General features: G+C 44.5%; 22 protein-coding genes. 6 read left to right on the top strand and 16 right to left on the bottom strand.

Going from position 1 to position 21,304, the window contains the following annotated elements:
- Window positions 1-156: 156 nt before the first annotated feature.
- The 7 genes from cofE to HWN40_RS13025 all read right to left on the bottom strand — a co-directional run bounded on the left by cofE (window position 157) and on the right by HWN40_RS13025 (window position 6,095).
- The gene (gene cofE, locus HWN40_RS13055; RefSeq protein WP_176966138.1) at window positions 157-933 is read right to left on the bottom strand and encodes a coenzyme F420-0:L-glutamate ligase; all 777 of its coding nucleotides are present in this window, start codon (window positions 931-933) and stop codon (window positions 157-159) included.
- Window positions 934-2,181 (bottom strand): phosphomethylpyrimidine synthase ThiC, encoded by a 1,248-nt coding sequence (thiC, locus tag HWN40_RS13050; protein WP_176966137.1) that lies wholly within the window; start codon window positions 2,179-2,181, stop codon window positions 934-936.
- Window positions 2,181-3,062 carry a methylenetetrahydrofolate reductase gene (locus HWN40_RS13045; RefSeq protein WP_176966136.1) on the bottom strand — a complete coding sequence of 294 codons (882 nt, stop codon included), beginning with the start codon at window positions 3,060-3,062 and terminating at the stop codon, window positions 2,181-2,183. Before HWN40_RS13045 ends, thiC begins: the two co-directional genes overlap by 1 nt.
- A gap of 358 nt (window positions 3,063-3,420) precedes the next feature.
- Window positions 3,421-3,699, bottom strand: coding sequence for a hypothetical protein (locus HWN40_RS13040; RefSeq protein ID WP_176966135.1), 279 nt, complete (start codon window positions 3,697-3,699; stop codon window positions 3,421-3,423).
- A 16-nt stretch (window positions 3,700-3,715) separates the two neighbouring features.
- Window positions 3,716-4,754, bottom strand: a protein-coding gene (locus HWN40_RS13035) for an IS630 family transposase (protein ID WP_176966134.1) whose coding sequence is annotated in 2 segments (ribosomal slippage) — window positions 3,716-4,285 and window positions 4,287-4,754 — 1,038 coding nt in all. Because the reading frame shifts where the segments join, the coding sequence is not laid out codon by codon here.
- Window positions 4,755-5,141: 387 nt separating this feature from the next.
- Window positions 5,142-5,741, bottom strand: coding sequence for a hypothetical protein (locus HWN40_RS13030; RefSeq protein ID WP_176966133.1), 600 nt, complete (start codon window positions 5,739-5,741; stop codon window positions 5,142-5,144).
- A gap of 117 nt (window positions 5,742-5,858) precedes the next feature.
- Window positions 5,859-6,095: a hypothetical protein gene (locus HWN40_RS13025; protein WP_176966132.1), complete on the bottom strand. Its 237-nt coding sequence runs from the start codon at window positions 6,093-6,095 to the stop codon at window positions 5,859-5,861.
- 175 nt (window positions 6,096-6,270) lie between these two features.
- On the opposite strand from HWN40_RS13025, the gene HWN40_RS13020 reads away from it, so the two are divergent.
- Both HWN40_RS13020 and HWN40_RS13735 read left to right on the top strand, forming a co-directional pair.
- Window positions 6,271-6,666 carry a hypothetical protein gene (locus HWN40_RS13020; protein ID WP_176966131.1) on the top strand — a complete coding sequence of 132 codons (396 nt, stop codon included), beginning with the start codon at window positions 6,271-6,273 and terminating at the stop codon, window positions 6,664-6,666.
- 9 nt (window positions 6,667-6,675) lie between these two features.
- Window positions 6,676-6,960 (top strand): winged helix-turn-helix domain-containing protein, encoded by a 285-nt coding sequence (locus tag HWN40_RS13735; RefSeq protein WP_176966430.1) that lies wholly within the window; start codon window positions 6,676-6,678, stop codon window positions 6,958-6,960.
- Between the two features lie 7 nt (window positions 6,961-6,967).
- Here HWN40_RS13735 and HWN40_RS13010 read toward each other — a convergent pair whose 3' ends face one another.
- The 6 genes from HWN40_RS13010 to HWN40_RS12985 form a co-directional block, all read right to left on the bottom strand.
- Window positions 6,968-7,579 (bottom strand): methylenetetrahydrofolate reductase C-terminal domain-containing protein, encoded by a 612-nt coding sequence (locus tag HWN40_RS13010; RefSeq protein WP_176966130.1) that lies wholly within the window; start codon window positions 7,577-7,579, stop codon window positions 6,968-6,970.
- On the bottom strand, window positions 7,576-8,811 hold the full coding sequence (gene folP, locus HWN40_RS13005; protein ID WP_176966129.1) for a dihydropteroate synthase: 1,236 nt from the start codon (window positions 8,809-8,811) through the stop codon (window positions 7,576-7,578). Before folP ends, HWN40_RS13010 begins: the two co-directional genes overlap by 4 nt.
- Before the next feature lie 51 nt (window positions 8,812-8,862).
- Window positions 8,863-9,735 carry a bifunctional methylenetetrahydrofolate dehydrogenase/methenyltetrahydrofolate cyclohydrolase gene (locus HWN40_RS13000; RefSeq protein WP_176966128.1) on the bottom strand — a complete coding sequence of 291 codons (873 nt, stop codon included), beginning with the start codon at window positions 9,733-9,735 and terminating at the stop codon, window positions 8,863-8,865.
- A gap of 43 nt (window positions 9,736-9,778) precedes the next feature.
- Window positions 9,779-11,014 (bottom strand): serine hydroxymethyltransferase, encoded by a 1,236-nt coding sequence (glyA, locus tag HWN40_RS12995; RefSeq protein WP_176966127.1) that lies wholly within the window; start codon window positions 11,012-11,014, stop codon window positions 9,779-9,781.
- A 53-nt stretch (window positions 11,015-11,067) separates the two neighbouring features.
- Window positions 11,068-11,676 carry a phosphoribosylglycinamide formyltransferase gene (purN, locus tag HWN40_RS12990; RefSeq protein WP_176966126.1) on the bottom strand — a complete coding sequence of 203 codons (609 nt, stop codon included), beginning with the start codon at window positions 11,674-11,676 and terminating at the stop codon, window positions 11,068-11,070.
- A gap of 65 nt (window positions 11,677-11,741) precedes the next feature.
- Window positions 11,742-12,737 carry a transcriptional regulator gene (locus tag HWN40_RS12985; RefSeq protein ID WP_176966125.1) on the bottom strand — a complete coding sequence of 332 codons (996 nt, stop codon included), beginning with the start codon at window positions 12,735-12,737 and terminating at the stop codon, window positions 11,742-11,744.
- Between the two features lie 236 nt (window positions 12,738-12,973).
- Here HWN40_RS12985 and HWN40_RS12980 point away from each other — a divergent pair, with 236 nt between their 5' ends.
- Together HWN40_RS12980 and HWN40_RS12975 are read left to right on the top strand one after the other, a co-directional pair.
- Window positions 12,974-14,875, top strand: a complete 1,902-nt coding sequence (locus HWN40_RS12980) for a sensor histidine kinase (protein ID WP_176966124.1) — start codon at window positions 12,974-12,976, stop codon at window positions 14,873-14,875.
- Window positions 14,876-14,932: 57 nt separating this feature from the next.
- On the top strand, window positions 14,933-16,237 hold the full coding sequence (locus tag HWN40_RS12975; RefSeq protein WP_246275931.1) for a tRNA(Ile)(2)-agmatinylcytidine synthase: 1,305 nt from the start codon (window positions 14,933-14,935) through the stop codon (window positions 16,235-16,237).
- Window positions 16,238-16,252: 15 nt separating this feature from the next.
- Here HWN40_RS12975 and HWN40_RS12970 read toward each other — a convergent pair whose 3' ends face one another.
- Together HWN40_RS12970 and HWN40_RS12965 are read right to left on the bottom strand one after the other, a co-directional pair.
- A complete protein-coding gene (locus HWN40_RS12970; protein WP_176966123.1) occupies window positions 16,253-17,050 on the bottom strand; it encodes an NAD+ synthase in 798 nt (265 codons plus the stop codon).
- A gap of 42 nt (window positions 17,051-17,092) precedes the next feature.
- A complete protein-coding gene (locus tag HWN40_RS12965; protein ID WP_246275930.1) occupies window positions 17,093-17,821 on the bottom strand; it encodes an RAD55 family ATPase in 729 nt (242 codons plus the stop codon).
- A 140-nt stretch (window positions 17,822-17,961) separates the two neighbouring features.
- Here HWN40_RS12965 and HWN40_RS12960 point away from each other — a divergent pair, with 140 nt between their 5' ends.
- Together HWN40_RS12960 and HWN40_RS12955 are read left to right on the top strand one after the other, a co-directional pair.
- Entirely contained in the window at window positions 17,962-18,444 is a 483-nt protein-coding gene (locus tag HWN40_RS12960; RefSeq protein WP_425487358.1) for an NOB1 family endonuclease, read from the top strand.
- 56 nt (window positions 18,445-18,500) lie between these two features.
- Window positions 18,501-19,112, top strand: a complete 612-nt coding sequence (locus HWN40_RS12955; protein WP_176966122.1) for an orotate phosphoribosyltransferase-like protein — start codon at window positions 18,501-18,503, stop codon at window positions 19,110-19,112.
- 39 nt (window positions 19,113-19,151) lie between these two features.
- On the opposite strand, the gene HWN40_RS12950 is transcribed toward HWN40_RS12955, so the two are convergent.
- Window positions 19,152-21,275, bottom strand: coding sequence for a DHH family phosphoesterase (locus HWN40_RS12950; protein ID WP_176966121.1), 2,124 nt, complete (start codon window positions 21,273-21,275; stop codon window positions 19,152-19,154).
- Window positions 21,276-21,304 lie beyond the last annotated feature (29 nt).

Below are 21,304 nucleotides of genomic sequence, written 5' to 3'. Positions count from 1 at the left end.
AACATGAACTTTGTACCAATATTTTGTTGAGTGGTAAATAGCTCTTTTTAGAAACAATGAGCTCTATATGAGATTGTAATTATTATTTCTCTATAGTGTTCTATAACACTGACAATATTCTATATTTTCAAAATTTCAGGCCAGGAATACAGCTTCCTACTGTTTCCTGATATTGCTGTAGTACATACATTCGTCCGGTGAGAAAAGAGGCATTTCCACAGATTCCTTAGTAGACTGTACCGGTGCTCCACGGATAAGCACTGCAGGAATACTTTCCCCGGCTTCTCCCATAAGAATCTGTGCGGCAGAAACAAGATTATCGGCAACAGCTTTTCGGGTGATCTTCATCTCCTTTCCGAAAAGATCCACCGAACCCCTGACATCCTCTACAGGTACTATACCGGAGCTTCCCAGGGCAATGCCCACACACCCGAGTCTGAGGGGTTGTGTGCGGCTGTCACCCACTATCACTCCTATATGGCAATTGCAATGACTCTCTATGTCACTGCGGATCCGTTCGGCACTGGCCTGCGGGTCTTCGGGAAGCAGTACCACATATCCTTCAGGGGCGTTAGAACTGTCAATGCCCGCATTAGGTGAGAGAGTACCGTCCGTGATGGTCAGTGCGGCACCGGGAACTCCACCGAATATTTCGTCACATTCCTGCAGTATAAGCTCCATTTCCCGTGGGTCCAGACGGTATTGAAGTGCGAGTTCTTTTGCTTTTCCGGATGGCTCCACATCCCCAAGAAATACCAGACGATTCTCGGCGGTTGCAAGTGGTGATTCTGCAATGATGAGGATATCATTGTCCTGAAAAGTGATCCCTGAATTTTCGACAGAACTTATAAGTATCTCTGCAATATTGTCTCCCGGTCTGATGAGCGGAGTCCTTATTCCGAATATCTGCAACGAGGAATGATCTGTCTGCATTCAGTTATCTCCGGAAAGATAGTTTTTCATGATCTTAATTGCACAGTAATCTCCACACATGGAACATGGCCCCTCATCAGGGCACATCTGAGTCGGTCTGTCCGGATCAATAGCAAGCTCTGCCTGTGCTTTCCAGTCAAATTCAGCTCTTTTTCTTGCAAGCATGAGGTCATTATCACTCAAGCCGTATTTTATGGAATCTCCTATATGGGCTGCTATTCTGAATGCGATAAGCCCTTCTCTGACCTGTTGCGGGCTTGGCAACGAGAGATGTTCTGCGGGTGTTATGTAGCAAAGGTAATCTGCACCTGCTCCGCTTGCCATGCTCGCTCCCACCGCACCTGCGATATGATCGTACCCTACCGCAATATCCGTTGGCAGAGGACCGGCTACAAATAATGGAAAGTCTGCTTTTTCCTTATATAATTTCACGGATTCCGGTATCTCTGATGCCTGAATATGGCCGCCCATGCCGTTGATGATCACCTGTACGCCTATATCATTTGCTCTTTTAGCAAGTGTGGCGTTCCTTTCGATTTCCATCAACTGCGCACCGTCCTTCAAGTCATGAACACACCCGCTTCTCATGGTATTTCCCAGGGAGAGCACGACATCGTTCTTCCTGAGTATCTGCATGATCTCGTCAAAATGCTCGATGAAAGGATTCTCACAATCATTAAGAAGCATAAAGCTGCTGGTAAAGGATCCTCCCTTGGATACCATTCCCATGACCCTTCCGGAACCTTTGAGTTGCTCCAGCATCTTCCTTTCGACACAGTGCAGAAGTACCGAACTTACACCCTCATAAATGTGTTTTTTCAGATATGAAAGAATGTCATCAAAGCTGACATTATCCATTCCGCATTCGACTATTGTCTGGTATATTGGTACTGTTGTAACAGGGAGTTGAGTATTTTCAAGTACCAGCTTTCTGATGGCGGATATGTCTCCTCCCATTGAGAGGTCGGTGATGGTGGCAGCACCGTATTTCTGTGCGATCTTAACTTTCTCTATCTCGGAACCCGGATCAATTGAAGCTGAAGACGTCCCCATGTTGACATTGATCTTGGTACCTGCACCCTTTCCGATCGCAACGGGAGGACAACCTTTTCGTGTCATAATCACGAGGCTGCCGTTTGCAACCCTTTCCAGAACAAGTTCTTCTTCAATATTCTCTGTCCTTGCAACTTCAAGCATCTCGGCTGTGAGGGTGCCATCCTTTGCGTGGTCTATTTGCGTTTTAGTCATCAAATGTTCTTCCTGATTCCGGCCATTTCAAGTATCCGGGGGGTTCTATCATGTTTTCCTATAGGCATGATGTGGATTCCCCTGCAGAGTTTTTTGAGCTCACGCGCTGTTTCCGCACATATGGCCAGACCTTCGTCAACTGGTCTCTCTGCATTTTCAATCCTTTGTATTATTTCTTCAGGAACATTAATTCCCGGCACGTTCTGATTCATAAATCGTGCCATTCTCGCGGATTTGAGAGGGATCAATCCGGCAATGACGGGAGCTTCGATATCTTCTGTCATCTCCATGAACATCTCGAACTGGCCGGTGTCATAAACAGCCTGAGTCTGAATGAAATCAAGTCCCGATTTTGCCTTTTTCCGCAGCTTCATCATCTGCATAAGTTTTGAAGGATTCGTATTTGTAACCGCACCCACCGTGAATTCAGGGGGATTATCTATAACATTGCCCGCAAGGTCATATCCTTCCCTCATCCTGCGGACAATATCAAGAAGCTGAACGGAATCCATATCATATACCGGCCTTGAACCGGGATGGTCGCCTTTGGTGGTGTGATCCCCGGTCATCACACAGATGTTCCTGATACCCATTGCATAGGCTCCCAGCAGCTCCGATTGCAGTGCAAGCCTGTTGCGGTCCCTGCATGTGAGCTGCATGATAACCTCGTGTCCCGCATCCTGCAGTGCCCTGCTGACTGCCAGCGGACTCATTCTCATGACCGCACGCTGGTTATCCGTGACATTGAGAGCATCTACCTGATCCCGTATAAGCTCTGCATCCGCAAGGGCTTCGCTGAGATCTGTTCCTTTCGGGGGGCTGATCTCTGCCGTAATAAGAAAATGATCGGATTCAAGTTTATCTTTGAAGGTCAGGGACATCGAGGAGGTTATATGCAGGTCGGGCTTTTAAAATCATCGCAGCAGGTGGTCAAGTCTTTCCCGAATCAGGCAGACCCTGACCTATTGCAATCATGGACTGTTTCAGACTATCATCATGAATCTTGACGTCAAATCAGTGATGAAATGAAATTAGCAATCAGAAACATGAAGAATGCAATCAATATCCAAACAAATATATTTAATCTACAGCTCTTTCTATCCGCTATTGCTTTTAAGCTGAGCATCAGTATCAAGAATATGGCAATAAATACGTAAATATTTGTCAGATTGTAAGCGTAGAAATAATCCATGTCCTAAATCTCCATTCTATTTTTATTGCCAAGTACAAACGTGCTATTCATGATGGCTTCTCCTGCATTCCAGTATCAGCAATCATTCTGAAATCTTCCGCATCATGACTATAGAATCTGAATTTGCCCTTCTTGGCAATGACTTCAATAAAAGAAGAATATCTAAGCCTTTTTTCAGCATTTAAAGATAGGATTAGTAAAAAAATGGGTACAATAGAATTGGACAGGACTGAAAAAACCATTGCTTCAACTGGTCTCCCATCTATGAGGTCTTTATTGATATTATTATATGCATGGAAAGATACGTAGATTAAAGCTGCAAGCATAAATATAGTCTTTAACTCAACAAATCACACTTTTTATTTGTGCATTAAAAGTTTCCATCCATTTTTTTGCAAACGATAATGAGCTCTCTACCCTCATAAATTCCATTTTGATAATATTCCTCAAATGTTCTTTTGATCTGACAAATTTGACTGATACTTCTCTTTTGATTGTTTTCCAGACAAATTCTACTGGATTTAGATCTGGTGAATAAGGTGGTAGAAACACAAGTGTTATTTTTAAATCTCTCGCTTTACTTATCGTTTTCTTTGCATGATGCGATCTTGCATTATCGAGAACAAGAATTATTCTTTTCCCTGGGTTTTGCTCTACAATTTTTTCCAAGAATTTGCACACATCTTCTGTTTTTGAGCTTTCCATAAAATCAATGATACTGTTCCCGTTGATAGAATAAAATGCAAATGCATTTGCTTTAATGTAATCCATATTTTTTATTATCAACGGTTTTTTAAATGACCATAACCTTTGAGTGTTTGCTTTTGTTTGTGGGGAAGATTCATCCAGGAAACCTACGATATACTGCTCGTCTTGACCAATATCTTTTGGAATTGCTTCGCTTAGTTTTTTTTAAGATCTCTTCAGCGTTTTTAGGTTTTCTGTAGTCAAGAGGATATGGTTTTGAGTGATACATGTTAAAATTGTGGAGTATAACTCCTACTTGTTTCTCTGAATATTCTACGCCGTATTTTTCCTTTATTAACTCCCAGACTTCTCTTGTGGTCCAGTAATCCTTATTTTCTAACAAAGTTCTTAATTCCTTTTTTTGTTCATCAGTAAGTTTGGATTTCCTACCTCCACCAAAATTTGGTATTAAGGCGGCATAGCCGCCTTTATTCCAACTTTCTTGCCAGCAATATCCTGTTTTCTTAGTCACTCCGACTTTAGTAGAAGCTTCTTCTACAGAATCACCTAAATATCTAAATTTAACAAAATAGAGCCTTTTCAACACTCTTGAATTACTTTCATACTTGATCAGATCGTTAACCTCGTCGAGAGTTACCTTTCGGTCAATCAGAATTTGTTCTTTCCCCGCCATAAAATAAGATAGGAATTAATACGTGTAGTAAGTTGCGTTGAACACTATAAATAGAACAAAATGCGGTATATGGCACTAATATTGTTTTTTAGCTTTACCAGTTCAATGTCTTTCTTTTTTACTTCAATGGGACTGAAAAAATATCTCTGGATTACAATCCTGTCCTTGTTTACTTCTACAGTAGTGATATCCTGCAATATAAGCGCTCCGAAGCAAAAAAACCAATCTGAAAAAAACAGTATGTCAAAAACAGGTGACTGGATTCCCGGCAAAAACATTAGAAATAGTGAAATAAAAAAAGCAATAGTAATTATCAGGACATTACTGAAATCACCAATTATGTCCACATTCATTCTTTTTTTTATATACTCTGTCGGTGACATGTCATCAATGCTCCTGAGCTTCTATTCTCTTTTTTAATGTTGCAGTTTCCTGTGAATAAAATATGAATCTGGATTTATCCGTATCAACTCTCAGTAAGGTAGAATATGGGAGTTTAATCCAAATTCCATATAAAATAACCATCAATAAGAATACTAACCAGAATTCATACAGAATTACAAGTATTCCCTGTGTTAGTGTTTCTCCCTGTATTGCATACAGGACATCCTGGAGTCTGTGGTAAGCAACATATACTGTTAGAAGCAGGAGAATTATGAATATTAAGTAGCGAAAGATCGGATTTGTGTTCTTTTTGATCTGGATATCTTTTATTCTTCTCTTGTCAATTATTATTGGAGCAAAAAAAGGTCTGTGAATAATTGCCATTTGGGTTGTGATCTCTACAACAGTATTATCTTTTAGCAGAAGCAGAATAAAGCTCAGGTATAAGCTAAAATATATAAGTATTTTACATTCAGGTGTTTGGCCACACAGGAAATACAGGATAATTATTACCAGTACTACAGGTATAAGAACTTTCAATATGGTGGTGTCAAAAAAGATATCCACATGCATTTTCTGTTTAATATCAGTTTCAGCATTCATATTGTCTGTTCTCTGTTTTGTTGAATCTGCAGGACATAATTAATTTATTTAGTAAATACTAAAATTTGCTTAAGATATTAAATGATTATGGCCAAAAGTTCCAATTGAAAAGATAATCTACTTTTTGTTTTGCCTTTCTCCAATCATCCCTTCTCCTATTACTATAAAACCGATTCCAATTAGAGTTCCAACAAATATCCCGTTTATCAGGTCATCATACAGGTATCCTAATAATGTACTGACAATAAGGATTGTAAGGAAATGCAAAAATCGTTCTCTGACCGGGACTTTTTTCATGTTCACTCTCTCTTTGGTTTGATTTGATTTTTTGTTTTCAGTTGGAAAAGTGGCCATAATCTATTAATCTAAGTTTTTTTATTTAATATATAAACAATTCTCTGAACATCGGAATAACTATATGAAGTCATTCAATGAAATCCGTTTTGTCACTATGATAATCTCATAAAATGGTGGAGCCAAATATCAATTGAAAATTAATATCTCCCTGTTACTGAAAATATCGTGTATCATGCTTCTCATCTCAACAGCTTGCTTTACTGGAAGTGCCGGATATACTATTATTCCCTCTTCAGAACGTCCTGACGACATCCCGGAAGAATTGATTGATAGCAGCGGAGCTGATGGGACGCATACTTTTTGGGATTTACCTCTTTACTTTAAACTGATATCGATATTTTGTTTCCTTTCGTTTTCATCCTTTGGATTTTTCAAGTTCTTTCCGTTCCTTCTTGGAAAGATCGGATTCAGGAGGGGAGAGAAAAACAGGAAACGCATCCTCTCCTATATTTCTAACCATCCGGGGTGTTCTGAAGGCGATATATTAAAAGATCTTCGTATGAAAAGAGGAACCTTCAGGTATCATGCAGATAAACTCAAAATGGCCAACATGCTGTCATCTGCCTGATTTGGCAGGCTGACGGGTTATTTTCGCAAAGGACTCTGTACTGAAGACGAAATTATTTCACTAAACCCTTATCCGGAAAACAACACAACAACGGATGTATTTGAAGCCATTCTCAAGGAGCCGGGCATTACAAATAAGGATTTGTCCTTAAAGCTGGGTGTGGACAAAAGCACTATAAGCTGGCATGTCAGCAAACTCACGGATGAAAATTTTATCTGTTTCGAAAAAAGTGGCAGGTTCAAAAGATATTATCCGAATACAAATCCCAGAATAAGCCCTGACCAGCTAACCTGAAAATAAATTACCCTGTGACCTCTTCGCAAGTCCACACTTTTTCCAGCAAATCAAGTCTGCCTATCTTCTCAAGCCTGCTGTAGATCAGTTCCCATACACAGTCCTTTTCAGGGTCAACCTCGCATTTTCCCTCGATGGAACCGCCGCAGGGGCCATTAAGTAATTGCTTTGGACACTGGCCTTTAGGGCAGATGCCGCCAAAATAATACACCTTACAATCTCCGCACATGGCACAGAGTTCAGGGATAATTTCTCCCTGTGAGCGCCCTCCGAGGGATTCCGTGTTATTGGACGGATAAACAGCTAGCTCCACGATCTGGGATACAATGGAAACTCCACTTCCGCATGCCATGACAAGGACGGTTTTTGCATCCTTTATGGCAGGGTTTTTTTCCATAAGTGAATCAAAGGAAGCAACACTGCATGCAGCGCTGGGTATGCACCATCCCACCACATGTTTTCCCGCCTCTTCAAGGCGCTGGCGCATGTTCAGGACTTCAGGTTCCCCTCCTACATGCAGCTTAGCAGCACATGCACTGCATCCGATAATGAATATATCGTCTTCATCCTTTAACAGTTCAAGGACCTCTTCAAAGGGTTTTGCAGATGAGATTATCATAATTCTCTCCGGTAACGATGCTCCACATCCATATCATGCTCAAGGGCCTCTGCTATCATCTCAGCAATAAGCGGTAGATTACGTGCCTGGTACGAGAGTTTTGGTATCAGTTTCTCGAATTGCAGAAGTGTACCTATTATCAGGATATCTGTCTTTTCGGTCTCATGGGAAACTGCATTGCGTTCAAGGGCTGCATCTCCTCCACGGGCCAGGATTTCCTGCTTGATTATCAGTGCCTCGGTGGTAGTGATGTTGTTTACGCGCATGACCTTGCTCACGGTCTTGTTCTTCATGACCTTTGCACCTGTGCCGGTGACACCGATGTTCTTCATCAGGTATTCTGCATCATCAGGATGGATTATGTCCTTCAGGGATACCTCGAAATCCCCTGCCTTTACAGAGGATTCTTTCTTCCTCATCGCCCTTGCAACCTCGACCACATCCTTTGTTTCGGGAATGTCGTGTGTCCTGATGATATGTGCTCCTTTATGTACAACAATTGCCGTTGCGGCAAGGCTTCCGTACAATCTCTCGCTTGCGGGTTTATGCAGCACCGCATCGATACAGGATTTTCGTGAGATCGCTGCAAGCAGGGGCTTTTCAAAGACCTTCAGGCTTTCGAACTGGTCGATGGTCTCAAAATCATATATGGGGTCCTTTTCAGGGATCCACTTGCCTATGGCAGGGTCCAGTATGAGCTTATCAGTATCTATCCCTCTGGCATCCGCCCTGTCAATTATGGATGCCAGTGAATCCATTATAGCATCCATGCCGATAGGGTCTCCGGGAACGTTTTCCGATGCCATCACCACTGCAGGACAGTCATAATCTGCAACAACATCGATCATGTGGGGATCACTTGTAAAGCCTGATACGTCATTGACAATATCGGCACCGTGTTTTAGTGATTCTTCAGCAACGCTTGAGTATACCGTATCCACGGATATGAGTGCATCCACGTTGTCCTTCAGGATATCCAGTGCAGGGATCATGCGCTCCAGTTCCTCTTCTTTCCCGATAACGGGTTTTGCAAGAGGCCATGTGGAGCGTGCTCCGATATCCAGTATAGTTGCCCCGTCATCTACCATTTTATGGGCAACATCAAGAAGAGAATCAGTACTAACCACAGAACCCTTGTAAAAGGATTCCTTGCTGAGGTTAATGACTCCCATCAACCTGACAGGATGTTCATCACCAACTTTCAAACCGCATATGTCAACATCAACAACCATTATTCAGCCCTGAATCAATTCAGTATAAAAAACAGCATTTTTAAATAAATATTAGTGTGTTTCAGCAAAATTCCTTGCTGCCATGAGCACGTGTTCCATGAGGATTGCGATAGTCATTGGCCCAACTCCTCCGGGGACCGGAGTAATGAGGGAGGCTTTTTTGACCACATTATCGTAATCGACATCTCCGTAGACCTTGCCGTTCTCCTCGGTGATCCCTACATCAAAAATAACCGCACCTTCTTTCACCATATCGGCTTTTATGAGGTGTTTGACACCTGTACCCACAACAAGGATATCAGCATCTAGGGTATACTTCTTCAGGTCGTCGGTGTACACATGACATACGGAAACAGTTGCGTTCCTGTTGACCAGCATTGCAGCCATTGGTTTTCCAACGACATTGCTGTGTCCCACAATAACTGCATGTTTTCCCTGTACCTCAACATCATATTCTTCCAGAGCCCTGATCACTCCTTTAGGTGTGCAGGGTACGAGTCCTTCTTCTCCTATCAGGAGTTTTCCCATATTATAAGGATGGAAGCCGTCGGCATCCTTGGCAGGATCGATTGCAAGCATGGCAGCTTTCTCATCCAGGCACTCGGGGAGAGGTAGCTGTAGAAGGATTCCGTGTATGTCCTCCCTTTCATTAAGTTCCCAGATGCGCTGCATGAGCTGTTCCTGGGTGGTGTACTCGGGCATCTCGTGGTCCTCCGCATGTATGCCGACCCTCTCGCATGCTTTGTGCTTCAGGCGCACGTACATCTTTGATGCCGGATCAGCACCTACGAGTATTGTTGCAAGTCCGGGTACTATACCCTCTTCTGCCTGGAGCTGGTCTATTCCCTTTTCGACCTGTTCCTCTACCTTCCTTGCCAGGCTTCTGCCGTCTATCTTCCTGGAATCGTAGTTCTCTTCTGCCATATGCAAACCCCTGTTATATTCCCTATACAGGATTGCCTTTCAATTATTTATATATGGGGAATCCGCTGCAGAGTTGCTCCACGTCGGAGTTTATGCTGTGAAGGACAGTATCTTTGTCGAGATTATTGATGACATCACTGATGTACCCTGCAATCTCCTTCATCTGCTCTTCTTTCATTCCCCTGGTGGTTGCCGCAGGTGTACCGATCCTGATACCGCTTGTGATGAACGGACTTCTTGTTTCGAAAGGAATGGTATTCTTGTTGAGCACGATGCCTGCCTTACTCATTGCAGCCTCTGCATCTTTGCCGGTAATATCGAATTTGTTCAGGTTCAGGAGCATGACATGGTTGTCCGTTCCGCCTGAGACTATATCGAAATCCTTTTCCTGAAGCTCTTTTGCCAGAACATTCGCATTCTTTACTGTCTGATGCTGGTCTGCTTTGAACTTCTCTCCCATGGCTTCCTTGAATGCAACAGCCTTAGCCGCGATGACATGCATAAGCGGTCCGCCCTGGATTCCGGGGAAAACTGACTTGTTCAGGTTCTTTGCATACTCCTCTTTACACATCACCATTCCACCCCTGGGGCCCCTGAGGGTCTTGTGGGTCGTGGTTGTGACAAAATCAGCGTAAGGGACAGGACTTGGATGTGCTCCGGCGGCAACAAGTCCTGCTATGTGTGCAATATCCGCAAGCAGGTATGCTCCAACCTCATCGGCTATTTCCCTGAATGCCTTGAAATCCAGTGTTCTTGAATATGCTGAAGCTCCACAGACTATCATCCGGGGCTTGTTCACCTTTGCAGTCTCCATGAGTGCGTCGTAATCAAGAGCTTCGGTTTCCCTGTCAACACCATATGGTACTATATTATAGAGCTGTCCTGCAAAGTTCACGGGACTTCCGTGTGAGAGGTGCCCTCCGTGTGAGAGGTCCATTGACATGATGGTATCTCCGGGCTTGAGAACTGAGAAGTAACATGCCATATTGGCACCGGAACCGGAATGTGGCTGGACGTTCACATGCTCTGCACCGAAGATTTCCTTTGCCCTCTCAATGGCAAGATCCTCTGCAATATCGACGTATTCGCATCCGCCGTAGTAGCGTTTTCCTGAATATCCTTCAGCGTATTTATTCGTCATCACAGAGCCCTGTGCTTCCATTACTGCCCGGCTTGCATAGTTCTCTGATGCTATCAGGTTCAATTTGTAATCCTGACGGTTCGCCTCAAGCTTGAGAGCCTCGGCGATCTCTGGGTCAACTTCCGAGATATAAGACATTTTAATCAACCGTTAGATCCGTAATAATAAATTCCTGGGTATATGAATGTAAATTATGTGTGTACTACAATCCTGCCTTCCACTTTAAGCTTACCCTCAGCAAAAAGCTTCACAGCCTCGGGAAATATCTTGTGTTCCTGTTCAAGGATACGTGCCGCAAGGGTGTCAGCGGTATCGTCTTCAAGGACAGGTACGCATTTCTGAATGATTATCGGTCCTGTATCCATACCCTCATCAACAAAATGAACAGTACATCCCGATACCTTTACACCGTATTTGAAAGCCTGCTGCTGTGCATGCAGTCCCTTAAATGCCGGAAGCAGTGCAGGATGGATATTTATGATCCTGTTCGGATAGGCGCTGATTATCTCCTTTCCTACAATGCGCATATAGCCTGCAAGAAGGATCAGATCGATATTGTGCTCCTTAAGGGTCTTCAATATTTCCAGCTCAAAGGCCGGCTTGTTCTCAAAAGATAAAGGATCCGTAAAAACAGCAGGAATCCCGTGTTTGCGGGCTCGTTCAAGAGCATAGGCATCTCCGACGTCGCTGATAACGACCTTAATTTCTGCGTCCCGGATATAACCGCTTTCTATATTGTCTATCACAGACTGCAGATTGGAGCCCCTTCCTGAAACAAGCACTGCTATCTTGGTAGTCATTGCTACTCCTTAAGGGATTTCCATATATTAGGGTTTTGGAAATTACCTCTTCCGATAAAAAAAGATCAGACTTTTATATCTTTCACGCTGGGCTTCTTCGTCCTCTCATCGATAAGCTCTGCAAGCTCCTCTGTTCCGGCCAGCTGATCAAGTTCCCTTTTCTCGATAAGTACTGTGTTCTCGACAGTCTGAGTCTTGATCTTGCCGTTGATAATAAAGACTGATTTTGTCATCGTCACACAGGATATGCTGCTCATAAGATCCGCACGCTTTATCATTGCACTGCTATAGTTACTGATTCCTGTGAGCAATGTGTCACATGTATCCCTTGAGATGGCCTTAAAGGGTGCCTGGCTGGTAGACATAACCTGATAACCAAGCATGTGGAGCATGTTCAGTATTCCATCATCAGGTGTCTGCTTTTCAATAATATGTTTTTCAACAATCTCTTCCGGTGCGATCTCAATCCTTCCATGCTTATCAAAGCGTTGCAGCAGATCAATGGATTGCGCCAGTGCCACATCAAGTATCTCTTCAAGGTGCAGGACGATGTCAATTGAAGCATCCATGTTGCCATCTTCATATTTGCTGATAGTCCTGCGTGAGACTCCGAGCTCTGAGGCAAGTGATCCCAGTGACATAGAAACCTTCTGGCGTGCTTCTTTTAGCACATCCCCGTCAATGGATACATAGAGCCCTCCGGGCGAAGCGGATACAAGAGGCGGTATATTCTCTACAAAATAATCATAAAAGGTCTGTAAATTGACTGCAGGTATGTCATAGCGCATATAGACAACGCTGTCTTCCAGCAGCTGATCCCGGGTCTTTGCTCCGACAAGCAGTGCGGAGCCTCCAAGGTATCTTGCAAGACATCTCATCTCCTTTGCGGTTTCTTCATTGAGGCCGTCAATATTGTATAATACCTTACAGAAAAGAAGTGTTTCAGCATTCCTGGCCGCCAGGTCAAAACTTCTGGGTCTTATGTTACAGCGTTTTGAAACGATGAATCCTGCCTGTTTTAATACATCAACGATCTGATGTATTAGAATTTCTTTCGTCATTACGAAATAGCCTTCGTTTGCAGGTCTATATAAATATATCTATTATATACCGGGGATATTTAACCCAGACACTTTCTGACTTATATTTAGACATGTTCTCCACGCAAAAATTTATTTATACATTGTTTAAAAGTAATAGTGTATATACAAAAAAAGCGTAAAACCACTATCATATTTTCTCACATGCACACTCTGTCTTAAAAAGTTATCAAATATTTTCAGGAAAAGGTGTCATATTGGATCTAAAAACATCCGGAAGGAAAAAGATATTCTCAAAGACCATTTCACTTTTCCTGCTCATGGGCCTGCTTTTCTGGGTATTCGATTCCATTGTTGATTATCTTTTCTTCTACGATAACAATTTCAGCAATCTGCTGTTATTGGATGTACCGGGCCATGAGATCTATGTCCGCTCTTCTTTCCTGCTTATTATGCTCATTCTGGGTGTTCTTAGCTCAAAAATGATATATGAGCATAACCTGACCCTGCAGGAGAACGAAACACGTTTCAGAAAAGCTGTCGAAAACTTTCCCTTTTCCATTGCTCTTATTGATCAGAAAGCAGATCCTGTATATTTCAACAAAAAATTCACTGAAACCTTCGGATACACAGATGAGGACATCCCCACTATGGAAAAATGGTGGGAGCTTGCCTATCCTGATGAGGAATACAGGAAGGAGGTCTATTCATCATGGATGGATTCCTGCAGATCGGTCATACGTGGCGAAAAGTTATGCAGATCCGAATGGAAGGTAAGCTGCAAAGATGGTTCTGTAAAGAATATAGAGTTCCATTTTACTAAAACCGATGGCGACCAGGGGATGCTTATCTTCAACGATGTGACCTCTAAAAAAGAAGCTGAAAAGGCCCTTTTCCTGGATGAGTCCCGGCTGGAAGCGTTGCTGGAACTTAATAATATGATTGACTCAAATATCCGTGAGATCACTCTCTTTGCCCTGGAGGAAGCTGTGAAACTTACCCGGAGCAAGATCGGTTATATTGGTTTTCTCAGTGAGGATGAATCAATTATAACAATGCATTCCTGGTCCAGAAATGCCATGCAAACGTGTGAGATCAAGGACAGACCCATAGAGTACAGGGTGGCTGATACGGGGATATGGGGTGAGCCGATACGTCAGCGAAAGCCCATCATAATAAATGACTTCTCAGCCGACCATCCCCTGAAGAAAGGCTACCCTGAAGGCCATGTGAGCATCAGCAGCCATCTTGGGGTACCAGTATTCGATAATGACAATATAGTTGTAATTGCAGGTGTCGGCAATAAGGAAGGCGACTATGACAGTTCTGATGTCCGGCAGATAACCCTGCTCATGAAAGGCATGTGGAACATCGTTAAGAAAAAACGGGATGATGATAAGTTCAGGGAATATGCAGAGGAACTGGCAAGGAAGAACAAGGAACTTGAGTCTCTTGACATCATGAAGAACGAGTTCCTCTCAAACCTCACCCATGAACTCAAAACACCACTGATATCCATAAAAGGTTATGCAGAACTGCTCCATGAAGGACAGCTTGGTTCTCTGAACAATAGCCAGAGCAAGAGTGTGGGCAACATAGTCATGAGTGCCGAAAAGCTGCACAAAAGGATCGACTCCCTGCTATGTATGCAGAATGTGCAGTCCGGCAATATACAATACGACATTGATGTTATCCATGTCAGCGATGTTCTGGAAAAAGTGTTATATGAGACCAATCTCTTCCAGGGTGACAGTCTGCCTGAAATTAAAAGGAATTTCCCGGCTTCTCTGCCCTTTGTGCTTGGTAACCTTAACTATATTGAAATGGTATTCTCTCACCTTCTGGAAAATGCCGTTAAATTCACCCCGGTCTCCGGGGAGATCACGGTCTCAGCTTATCCTAAAAATGGCTGTCTGCATGTAGTTTTCAAGGATACGGGCATCGGTATTCCTAAAGAGCGGATGCCGGATCTTTTCAGACGCTTCTATCAGGTGGACGGTTCGATGACCCGCAAATATGGTGGAAACGGGGTCGGACTATATCTCTGTAAGAGTATCGTTGAAGGTCATGGAGGTACCATAAGGCTGGAAAGCGAACCTGATACCGGTACACAGGTCGAGGTAATTCTGCCTGTAATGAAGCCAACCGACACTTATTAATCGTTTCTTGTCATGCGGGACCATTAGTTACAATCACGATTATTTGCTGGTGACCCAATGACCCGCGATACGATAAAAATGGTTATCGGAATAGATGACACGGATTCCAGGGAAGGTATGTGCACAACATATCTAGGAGCTCTGCTTGCAGATGAGATATCGGCATTCGGAGAGCATGTAGGCGACCCCCTGCTCATACGTCTGAACCCCACGATTCCCTATAAGACCAGAGGAAACGCTTCGGTTGCTATCTGTGTGAGATGCCGGAACCCCGGGAAGGTGATCGATCATGTGGTATCAAGAATCGAATCTCTTTCCATAATGGAATGTGAGAACACAAATCCGGGCGTTGTTTTTGTACTTGAGAGCGATTTTGAAGTGGTCAAAAAGGAACTTCGCAGCTTTTTCAGACGGGCTGTAAGGGATGTTATCGGTATAGACGAGGCAAAGGACCTTGCAGACAAACTTTCTCTCAAGTTCAGGGCTTTTAAGAACGGAAGAGGCCTGATAGGTGCGCTTGCAGCCTGCGGGGCAATGCTCAATCCCGGATGGGATCACACCTATGAGTATCTTGCATACAGGAAAAAGGAAGTCTGGGGCAGCAGGCGCTCTGTTGATTCCGGATCCCTGTACGAGGCCGACGATTGCACATATCCGGAAACATGGGACTCTGTGGACAGGGAGAACAATGTTGTGGTTTGTGTGCCCCGATCCCCTGACCCTGTACTTTACGGTATCAGGGGAAATAGTAAACATGCGGTGAAAAAGGCAGCGCAAATGGTCCGTTCCGAGGATATTGAGCGCTCATGTATTTATAAAACAAATCAGGGAACAGATATGCACCTTGTCCGGGCAGCAGGGGTAGATGGTGTGGAAGCAATGCACTCATATATTCTGGAAGGAACAGTTGAGAATGCTGCAGATACTATTCAGGGCGGACATTCCATCTTCGTATTGAAAGATGATTCTGGACAGAGCATTGATTGTGCGGCCTTTGAGCCGACAAAGAATTTCAGGGATGTAGTACGTGAACTGCTTCCCGGTGACCGGGTTGTTGTTTACGGCAGTGTTATGGACAATACTCTGAACATCGAGAAGATGAAGGTACTCTCACTTGCGGAGAAACTGGAAAAAAGAAATCCCGGATGCCCTTCCTGTGGCAAGAGGATGAAATCCGCAGGTGCGGATCAGGGATACCGCTGTAAAAAATGCGGAACAAGCGCAAACGAAGCTGAAACCGTCCGCCGGGAGAGAAACATAGAAGCGGGGTTCTATGAAGTACCGCCCTGCGCCAGAAGACACCTTGCAAAACCCCTTGTGAGGTTTACAGATTCGGAGAATACACTTTTTCCTGCAAGGTGAAGCTATATATTGAAATTATACTGTGATGTAGGATCCTCTCAGTGAATCCAGGTCTGCAGCAGGTGGAGCTTTCTGTTTATGCAGGTTCGTGTGGATCCTTGAGACCACGGAATCCCTTTGCTGGGCTGTCAGTCCCAAGGTGTTCTGTGCCATCTGCGGACTTTCTCCTTCAAGCAGGAGCCCCAGGAACCTGTCAACAAGTTCGTAACTGATACCAAGTTCGTCCTCGTCGGTCTGTCCTTCCCAGAGTCCGGCGGATGGGGCTTTGTCGATGATATCCGCAGGCACTCCCACCATGTTTGCCATCTCTCTTACTTCTGTTTTGTAGAGATCGCCAATTGGTTCCAGGTCAACTCCTCCGTCACCGTACTTTGTGAAGTAGCCAAGCAGTATCTCGGTCTTATTACCTGTACCCATTACCATCCTTCCCATGATATTGGCGTAGTAATAGAGTATTGACATACGTATCCTTGCCTTTAGATTACCGTTGGCATGATTGAAGGATTGTCCGCTGTCAGGTATGGCTTCCATGTAGGATACCAGAGGCCCTGAAATATCAATGGTCTTGAACTCGATCCCAAGGCGTTCGGCTATCTCGGTAGCATCCAGGACATCTTCTGCAGGCGTGAGCTTGAGTTCGGGCAGATGGATCCCCAGCACATTTTCCTTTCCAAGGGCCTCCACTGTGAGGTATGCTGTCAGGGCCGAATCGATCCCTCCGCTGATCCCGACAACAGCTCCCTTTACTCCTGCTTCTTTTGTTCTTTCCCTGATAAAATCAACAATAATATCCCTGGCTTTTTCGATGTCCATGTTACATACCTGCTTACTTTAGAGAAGTATCGGCAATAATGCTTAATCTTTTTTGCCCTGAGATGTGGATAATTTGATACCTTCGTCGCTGATATCATAAACAATGGGATCCAGTGAGATCTTCGTTCCTCTCATCTTGGGTATATGCATGAAGCGCTCCATTTTTCCCGTATAGGGATTTTCCTTTGTCAGCAGTCTTATGGTCCCATAGGTGGAATACTCGGCTATCCTGTGGGTGAGCTCATGGGCAGTTCCGTCTATCATCAGCAATGATGTGATCTTCTGTGATGAGAGGAAATATGCTATTGTTTCAAGCTTATCCCTGAACAGGCGAACCTCGTCTCCTATTGAAAAGGTACCTATGTTGTCGATAACCACTGCCTCGACATCATCCGCTATCAGGTGGGTGAGGTTTGTAAGATCTTCCATGTGCATGCTTGTATCACCTAAACTCTCGGATGATATTCCGGTATAGGAAGCCCTCATTTCCAGTATGCGCATTATCAATAACAGATTGCTTTCAAAGAAGGGTTTCAGATCAAACCCCAGCAATTTAGCGTGGAGCAGTATCTTTTCAGGTGTTTCCTCTGTGGCTATCATCATACACTTCTTGCCTTGAGAACATGCCTGGTGCAAAAACTGGATTCCCATGATGGTCTTACCGGTACCGGGTTCCCCGGTTATGAGGATTGATTCTCCTTCCGGGTAGCCGCCCTGTAATTTTTTATCAAATCTGGATATACCTGTGGATAATCTGTTCATTATAACCATGTATTATTATATGCAGTAAATATATATAATCTGGCATTGAAATCTATATATTTGTTTATGTTTCTCGAGACCGGTTCGTTTTATTGTCCTGGAATAAGATACTTCCAAAGAGTTAATCAGGGTCGGACGCATTATCAGGGATGATGGTTCACTATATAGCCGACTCAGCAGTCTTTATAATGGGGAAGGATATCGACCCGGGAACGATCATAACGGTCAGCTCCGTTGTTGAGGAGCTCAGAAGTTCCGAGGCTTCCCTGAGGTTCGAACTTGCCCGCGAAGGAGGCACCAGGGTGGAATTACCAGATCCTCTCATACGCAAAAAGGTGCTTGAAATAGCCGAAGGGACGCGGGATGTCGAGGAACTGTCTTCAACGGATATAGATATACTTTCCAAGGCACTCGAGTACAAAGATGACGCCGTGCTGCTCACGGATGATTATGCAGTGCAGAACGTGGCACATGTGCTGGGTATTGAGGTTATGCCTGTGGCCCAGAAAAAGATACGCGACGTACTCCAGTGGCAGAAGGAATGCACCGGATGTCACAGGCGCTTTGATAAGGGAGATGTCTGTCCGGTCTGCGGCTGCACCCTGAAAAAAAGGCGTAAAAGAAAAATATAACATCTTTCACATGTATTAGGAACTAATGAATCTTATCTTATCTTAGCGGGGTTCACATGAAGAATATTGATAAATTGATCCAGAAAGCCGAGGAGTTGCAGGCGAACGGGCTTGTTACCAGGCAGATCGCAGATGAACTGAATGTTTCCAGAGATACGGTTACATGGCTTTTGACCCGTTCCAGGAAGGAAGAGGTCCCTCCTGCTCCCAAGGACATTTCAGTAAACTGGAGCAACATAGGGAAAAGTGCTTTCAGGCTCCGCCATATAGGTATCGCCCTCTGTGACATGGTAGTTGATACTATGAGCAAAACAGATGTGGAAGCAGACCTGATTGTGGGTATTGGCCTGAGTGGTGTTCCGCTTGCAAGCCTTATGGCAGATGAGCTGGAACTCGGACTTTCCGTCTATCATGCATATAACGAACAGAATGATGAAACTCAGAACAGGGGCGCCTTCAGCAGGAACTTTGCAGGTATCGATGGCAAGAGCTGTATCATTGTGGATGATGTCATCACAACCGGAAGCACAATGAAAGACGTGATCAAGCACCTGAGAAGCGCCGGTGCAAAGCCAATTGCGGTTGCGGTCCTTGTTGACAAGAGCGGCTCGGAGACAATATCCGATGTACCTGTGAACTCACTGGTACGTATAGTAAGGGTTGACTGAGAATCAGTTATTGAAATTAAAATTTAAAGTGTAGAAGTGTTAATCCACTTCTACGGCTCCTACTTTTTCTGCAAGCTTGGACAGTACTTCGGTACGCATTCCTTCAACGAATTTGATACTGCCTACCACAAGGTGTCCTCCTCCGTTGACTCCTCCGCCTTTTACTTCCTCGTGGAGTTCCTTTACCATCTTCGGGATGTTCATCCTCACACCTCTGGAACGTATCACTGCAAAGTCCGGACCAAAACCAAGTGTTATCACTGGCTTGCCTTCGAATCTTTTGCAGAGGCGGTCATGGACTTCTCCCGATGTCTTGCCCGGTGGCGGGAATGTGAACTTGTGGGCATAGTTTTCCACATCAAGCACATTCAGGAGTGCTCCGTTTGCAAGTGTCTGTGTCTTGACATGGGCCATGCAGACGTCTATCTGTTCGTCGATCATCTCGTTTGCCTGCTCGCATAACAGTTTCACAAGATTTTTGTGTACCTTTGTGTCACCGAAATCGAGGATATCATCAAGTATTCCCTTACCATTGTTGAACTTGAGCCAGTATGCTTCAAAATCAAGTGCAAGTGCCATATCCTTCAGGTCCTGCAGGGAGTATCTGTCAGAGACCATGTCTATGTAATCCTTTGCTTCTTCCGCTTCGGAACGGTCTCCTACTGCCGCAACCGCTGGAAGATGCTTGATAAGGTCCTCTACATCCGGATTGATCATACGTGCGACCTCAGTGCACAGCATTCCTGCTGTCATACCGAAGTCACCGCCGACGTGTGCGGGATTCACATGTGCTTTGAGGAATTCATCGACTTCCTCATCCGGATGATGGTGATCCACGACTATCATTTCAATACCGTATACCCTTGCCTGTCTCATGGCAGGCACGTCCTCAAGGGTTGAGCCGTTATCCACGCTGACAACAAGTGGCATCTTCTGGCCGTGACGTGCCATGTCCTCAAGTGCGAAACTGATGTCACGCACAACATCTGTGGTCTCGTAGAATGGTGCCTTGGAAGGAGCTCTCTTGTAGAAATAGTACTCTCCGTCCTGGCCATTGACCTCGCGTATCAATGGTAATATAGCCTTCTCGATCGCCAGGGCAGCGGTCATTCCGTCGGCATCAGCATGGTGTCGGAGCAGTATGGGTATTGACTTGATCACCGCCTTGCGTATCTCCTTGGCAACCTTCATCATGGCTGGCCTGAGCTTCTCAAGAACCTCGCTCTCCACCATGAAATCAACAGTGTAAGGCTCAGCTCTTCTGTCAAGGGCAGCCTCTATACGCTTTAATATCTCGTCTTCCTTTGCACCACTCACTTTCTTAAGACTTCTGATCTCAAGCTGAACGCTATCGCCACGGGAGGTGATCTCACCTGTGGCGGAGACTATCATATCCGAGCCGATATGTGGGTAAGCTCTCTCCCCTGCACTCTCAAAGGCAGCGGCGGATATCTGTCCGCTCTCATCGGCTATGGTGAAGATCGTCGGACCCGCGGTTTGCTTGACCTGTATTACTTCTCCTTCCATCCTAACATTCATTCCCACAAGATCTGACGCCTCGGATGCAAGCTTAAGAGGAAGGCCTTTTTCCAGCTCTACAGTCTGGTATTCTTTTATCTTCACAGGTACAAGGTCCAGTTTGCCTTTCGGTCTGATCTCCTTGACCCCTACGATCACCGGCTCACCGACTTTGAGTTCCTCTTTCAGGTTGCTGGAATGGATGAGTCCCCTGAGACTGGAGTTCAGGTCTACGAAAACTCCGAAGTCCGCCAGGTTCCTGACTGTTGAATGATAATATTTTCCTACTTCCATCTCATTGATGTCGCAGGAATCATCTATCTTGTATACTATCTGCTTTTTAGCACAGCCTGCACATACCTCTTCTCCGTTATACAGGTCTGCTATTGCATTCCCGCATATCTTACACTTATAAAATGCACCTTTTCCGGAACACACTGTACAGTCTTCTCTTGTTTCAATCTCACCTGATCCGCCACAGCGGTTGCAGTCCGAACCGTTTTTGAGAAAGCTGTCCACGTCTTTCTCGGAAAGCTTCATAAGATCAATGGATTTTGATTTTCCCGCTCCTTTGCACTCGGGACATTTATTTGAGCCGACGACCCTGTAACCTTTCCCGTCGCACTCCTGACATTTTTCGCTCATTATATCAAGTCCTAAATGTAGCACGTTGG

Origin of the sequence: Methanolobus zinderi, from assembly GCF_013388255.1 — an archaeon.
GTDB classification, from domain to species: domain Archaea; phylum Halobacteriota; class Methanosarcinia; order Methanosarcinales; family Methanosarcinaceae; genus Methanolobus; species Methanolobus zinderi.
This window is presented reverse-complemented; position numbering and strand designations above follow the sequence as displayed.

Coding starts and splice junctions, on each gene's coding strand:
- HWN40_RS13000 (WP_176966128.1), bottom strand. CDS start 9,735: ATGGCAGAAGAGAACTACGATTCCAGGAAGATAGACGGCAGAAGCCTG.
- HWN40_RS13025 (WP_176966132.1), bottom strand. CDS start 6,095: ATGGCCACTTTTCCAACTGAAAACAAAAAATCAAATCAAACCAAAGAG.
- HWN40_RS13010 (WP_176966130.1), bottom strand. CDS start 7,579: ATGATAATCTCATCTGCAAAACCCTTTGAAGAGGTCCTTGAACTGTTA.
- HWN40_RS13030 (WP_176966133.1), bottom strand. CDS start 5,741: ATGAATGCTGAAACTGATATTAAACAGAAAATGCATGTGGATATCTTT.
- HWN40_RS12955 (WP_176966122.1), top strand. CDS start 18,501: ATGAAGAATATTGATAAATTGATCCAGAAAGCCGAGGAGTTGCAGGCG.
- HWN40_RS13045 (WP_176966136.1), bottom strand. CDS start 3,062: ATGTCCCTGACCTTCAAAGATAAACTTGAATCCGATCATTTTCTTATT.
- HWN40_RS13040 (WP_176966135.1), bottom strand. CDS start 3,699: ATGCTTGCAGCTTTAATCTACGTATCTTTCCATGCATATAATAATATC.
- purN (WP_176966126.1), bottom strand. CDS start 11,676: ATGACTACCAAGATAGCAGTGCTTGTTTCAGGAAGGGGCTCCAATCTG.
- thiC (WP_176966137.1), bottom strand. CDS start 2,181: ATGACTAAAACGCAAATAGACCACGCAAAGGATGGCACCCTCACAGCC.
- HWN40_RS12975 (WP_246275931.1), top strand. CDS start 14,933: ATGACCCGCGATACGATAAAAATGGTTATCGGAATAGATGACACGGAT.
- HWN40_RS12965 (WP_246275930.1), bottom strand. CDS start 17,821: ATGGTTATAATGAACAGATTATCCACAGGTATATCCAGATTTGATAAA.
- glyA (WP_176966127.1), bottom strand. CDS start 11,014: ATGTCTTATATCTCGGAAGTTGACCCAGAGATCGCCGAGGCTCTCAAG.
- HWN40_RS13020 (WP_176966131.1), top strand. CDS start 6,271: ATGCTTCTCATCTCAACAGCTTGCTTTACTGGAAGTGCCGGATATACT.
- HWN40_RS12960 (WP_425487358.1), top strand. CDS start 17,962: ATGATGGTTCACTATATAGCCGACTCAGCAGTCTTTATAATGGGGAAG.
- HWN40_RS12950 (WP_176966121.1), bottom strand. CDS start 21,275: ATGAGCGAAAAATGTCAGGAGTGCGACGGGAAAGGTTACAGGGTCGTC.
- HWN40_RS12970 (WP_176966123.1), bottom strand. CDS start 17,050: ATGGACATCGAAAAAGCCAGGGATATTATTGTTGATTTTATCAGGGAA.
- cofE (WP_176966138.1), bottom strand. CDS start 933: ATGCAGACAGATCATTCCTCGTTGCAGATATTCGGAATAAGGACTCCG.
- folP (WP_176966129.1), bottom strand. CDS start 8,811: ATGGTTGTTGATGTTGACATATGCGGTTTGAAAGTTGGTGATGAACAT.
- HWN40_RS12985 (WP_176966125.1), bottom strand. CDS start 12,737: ATGACGAAAGAAATTCTAATACATCAGATCGTTGATGTATTAAAACAG.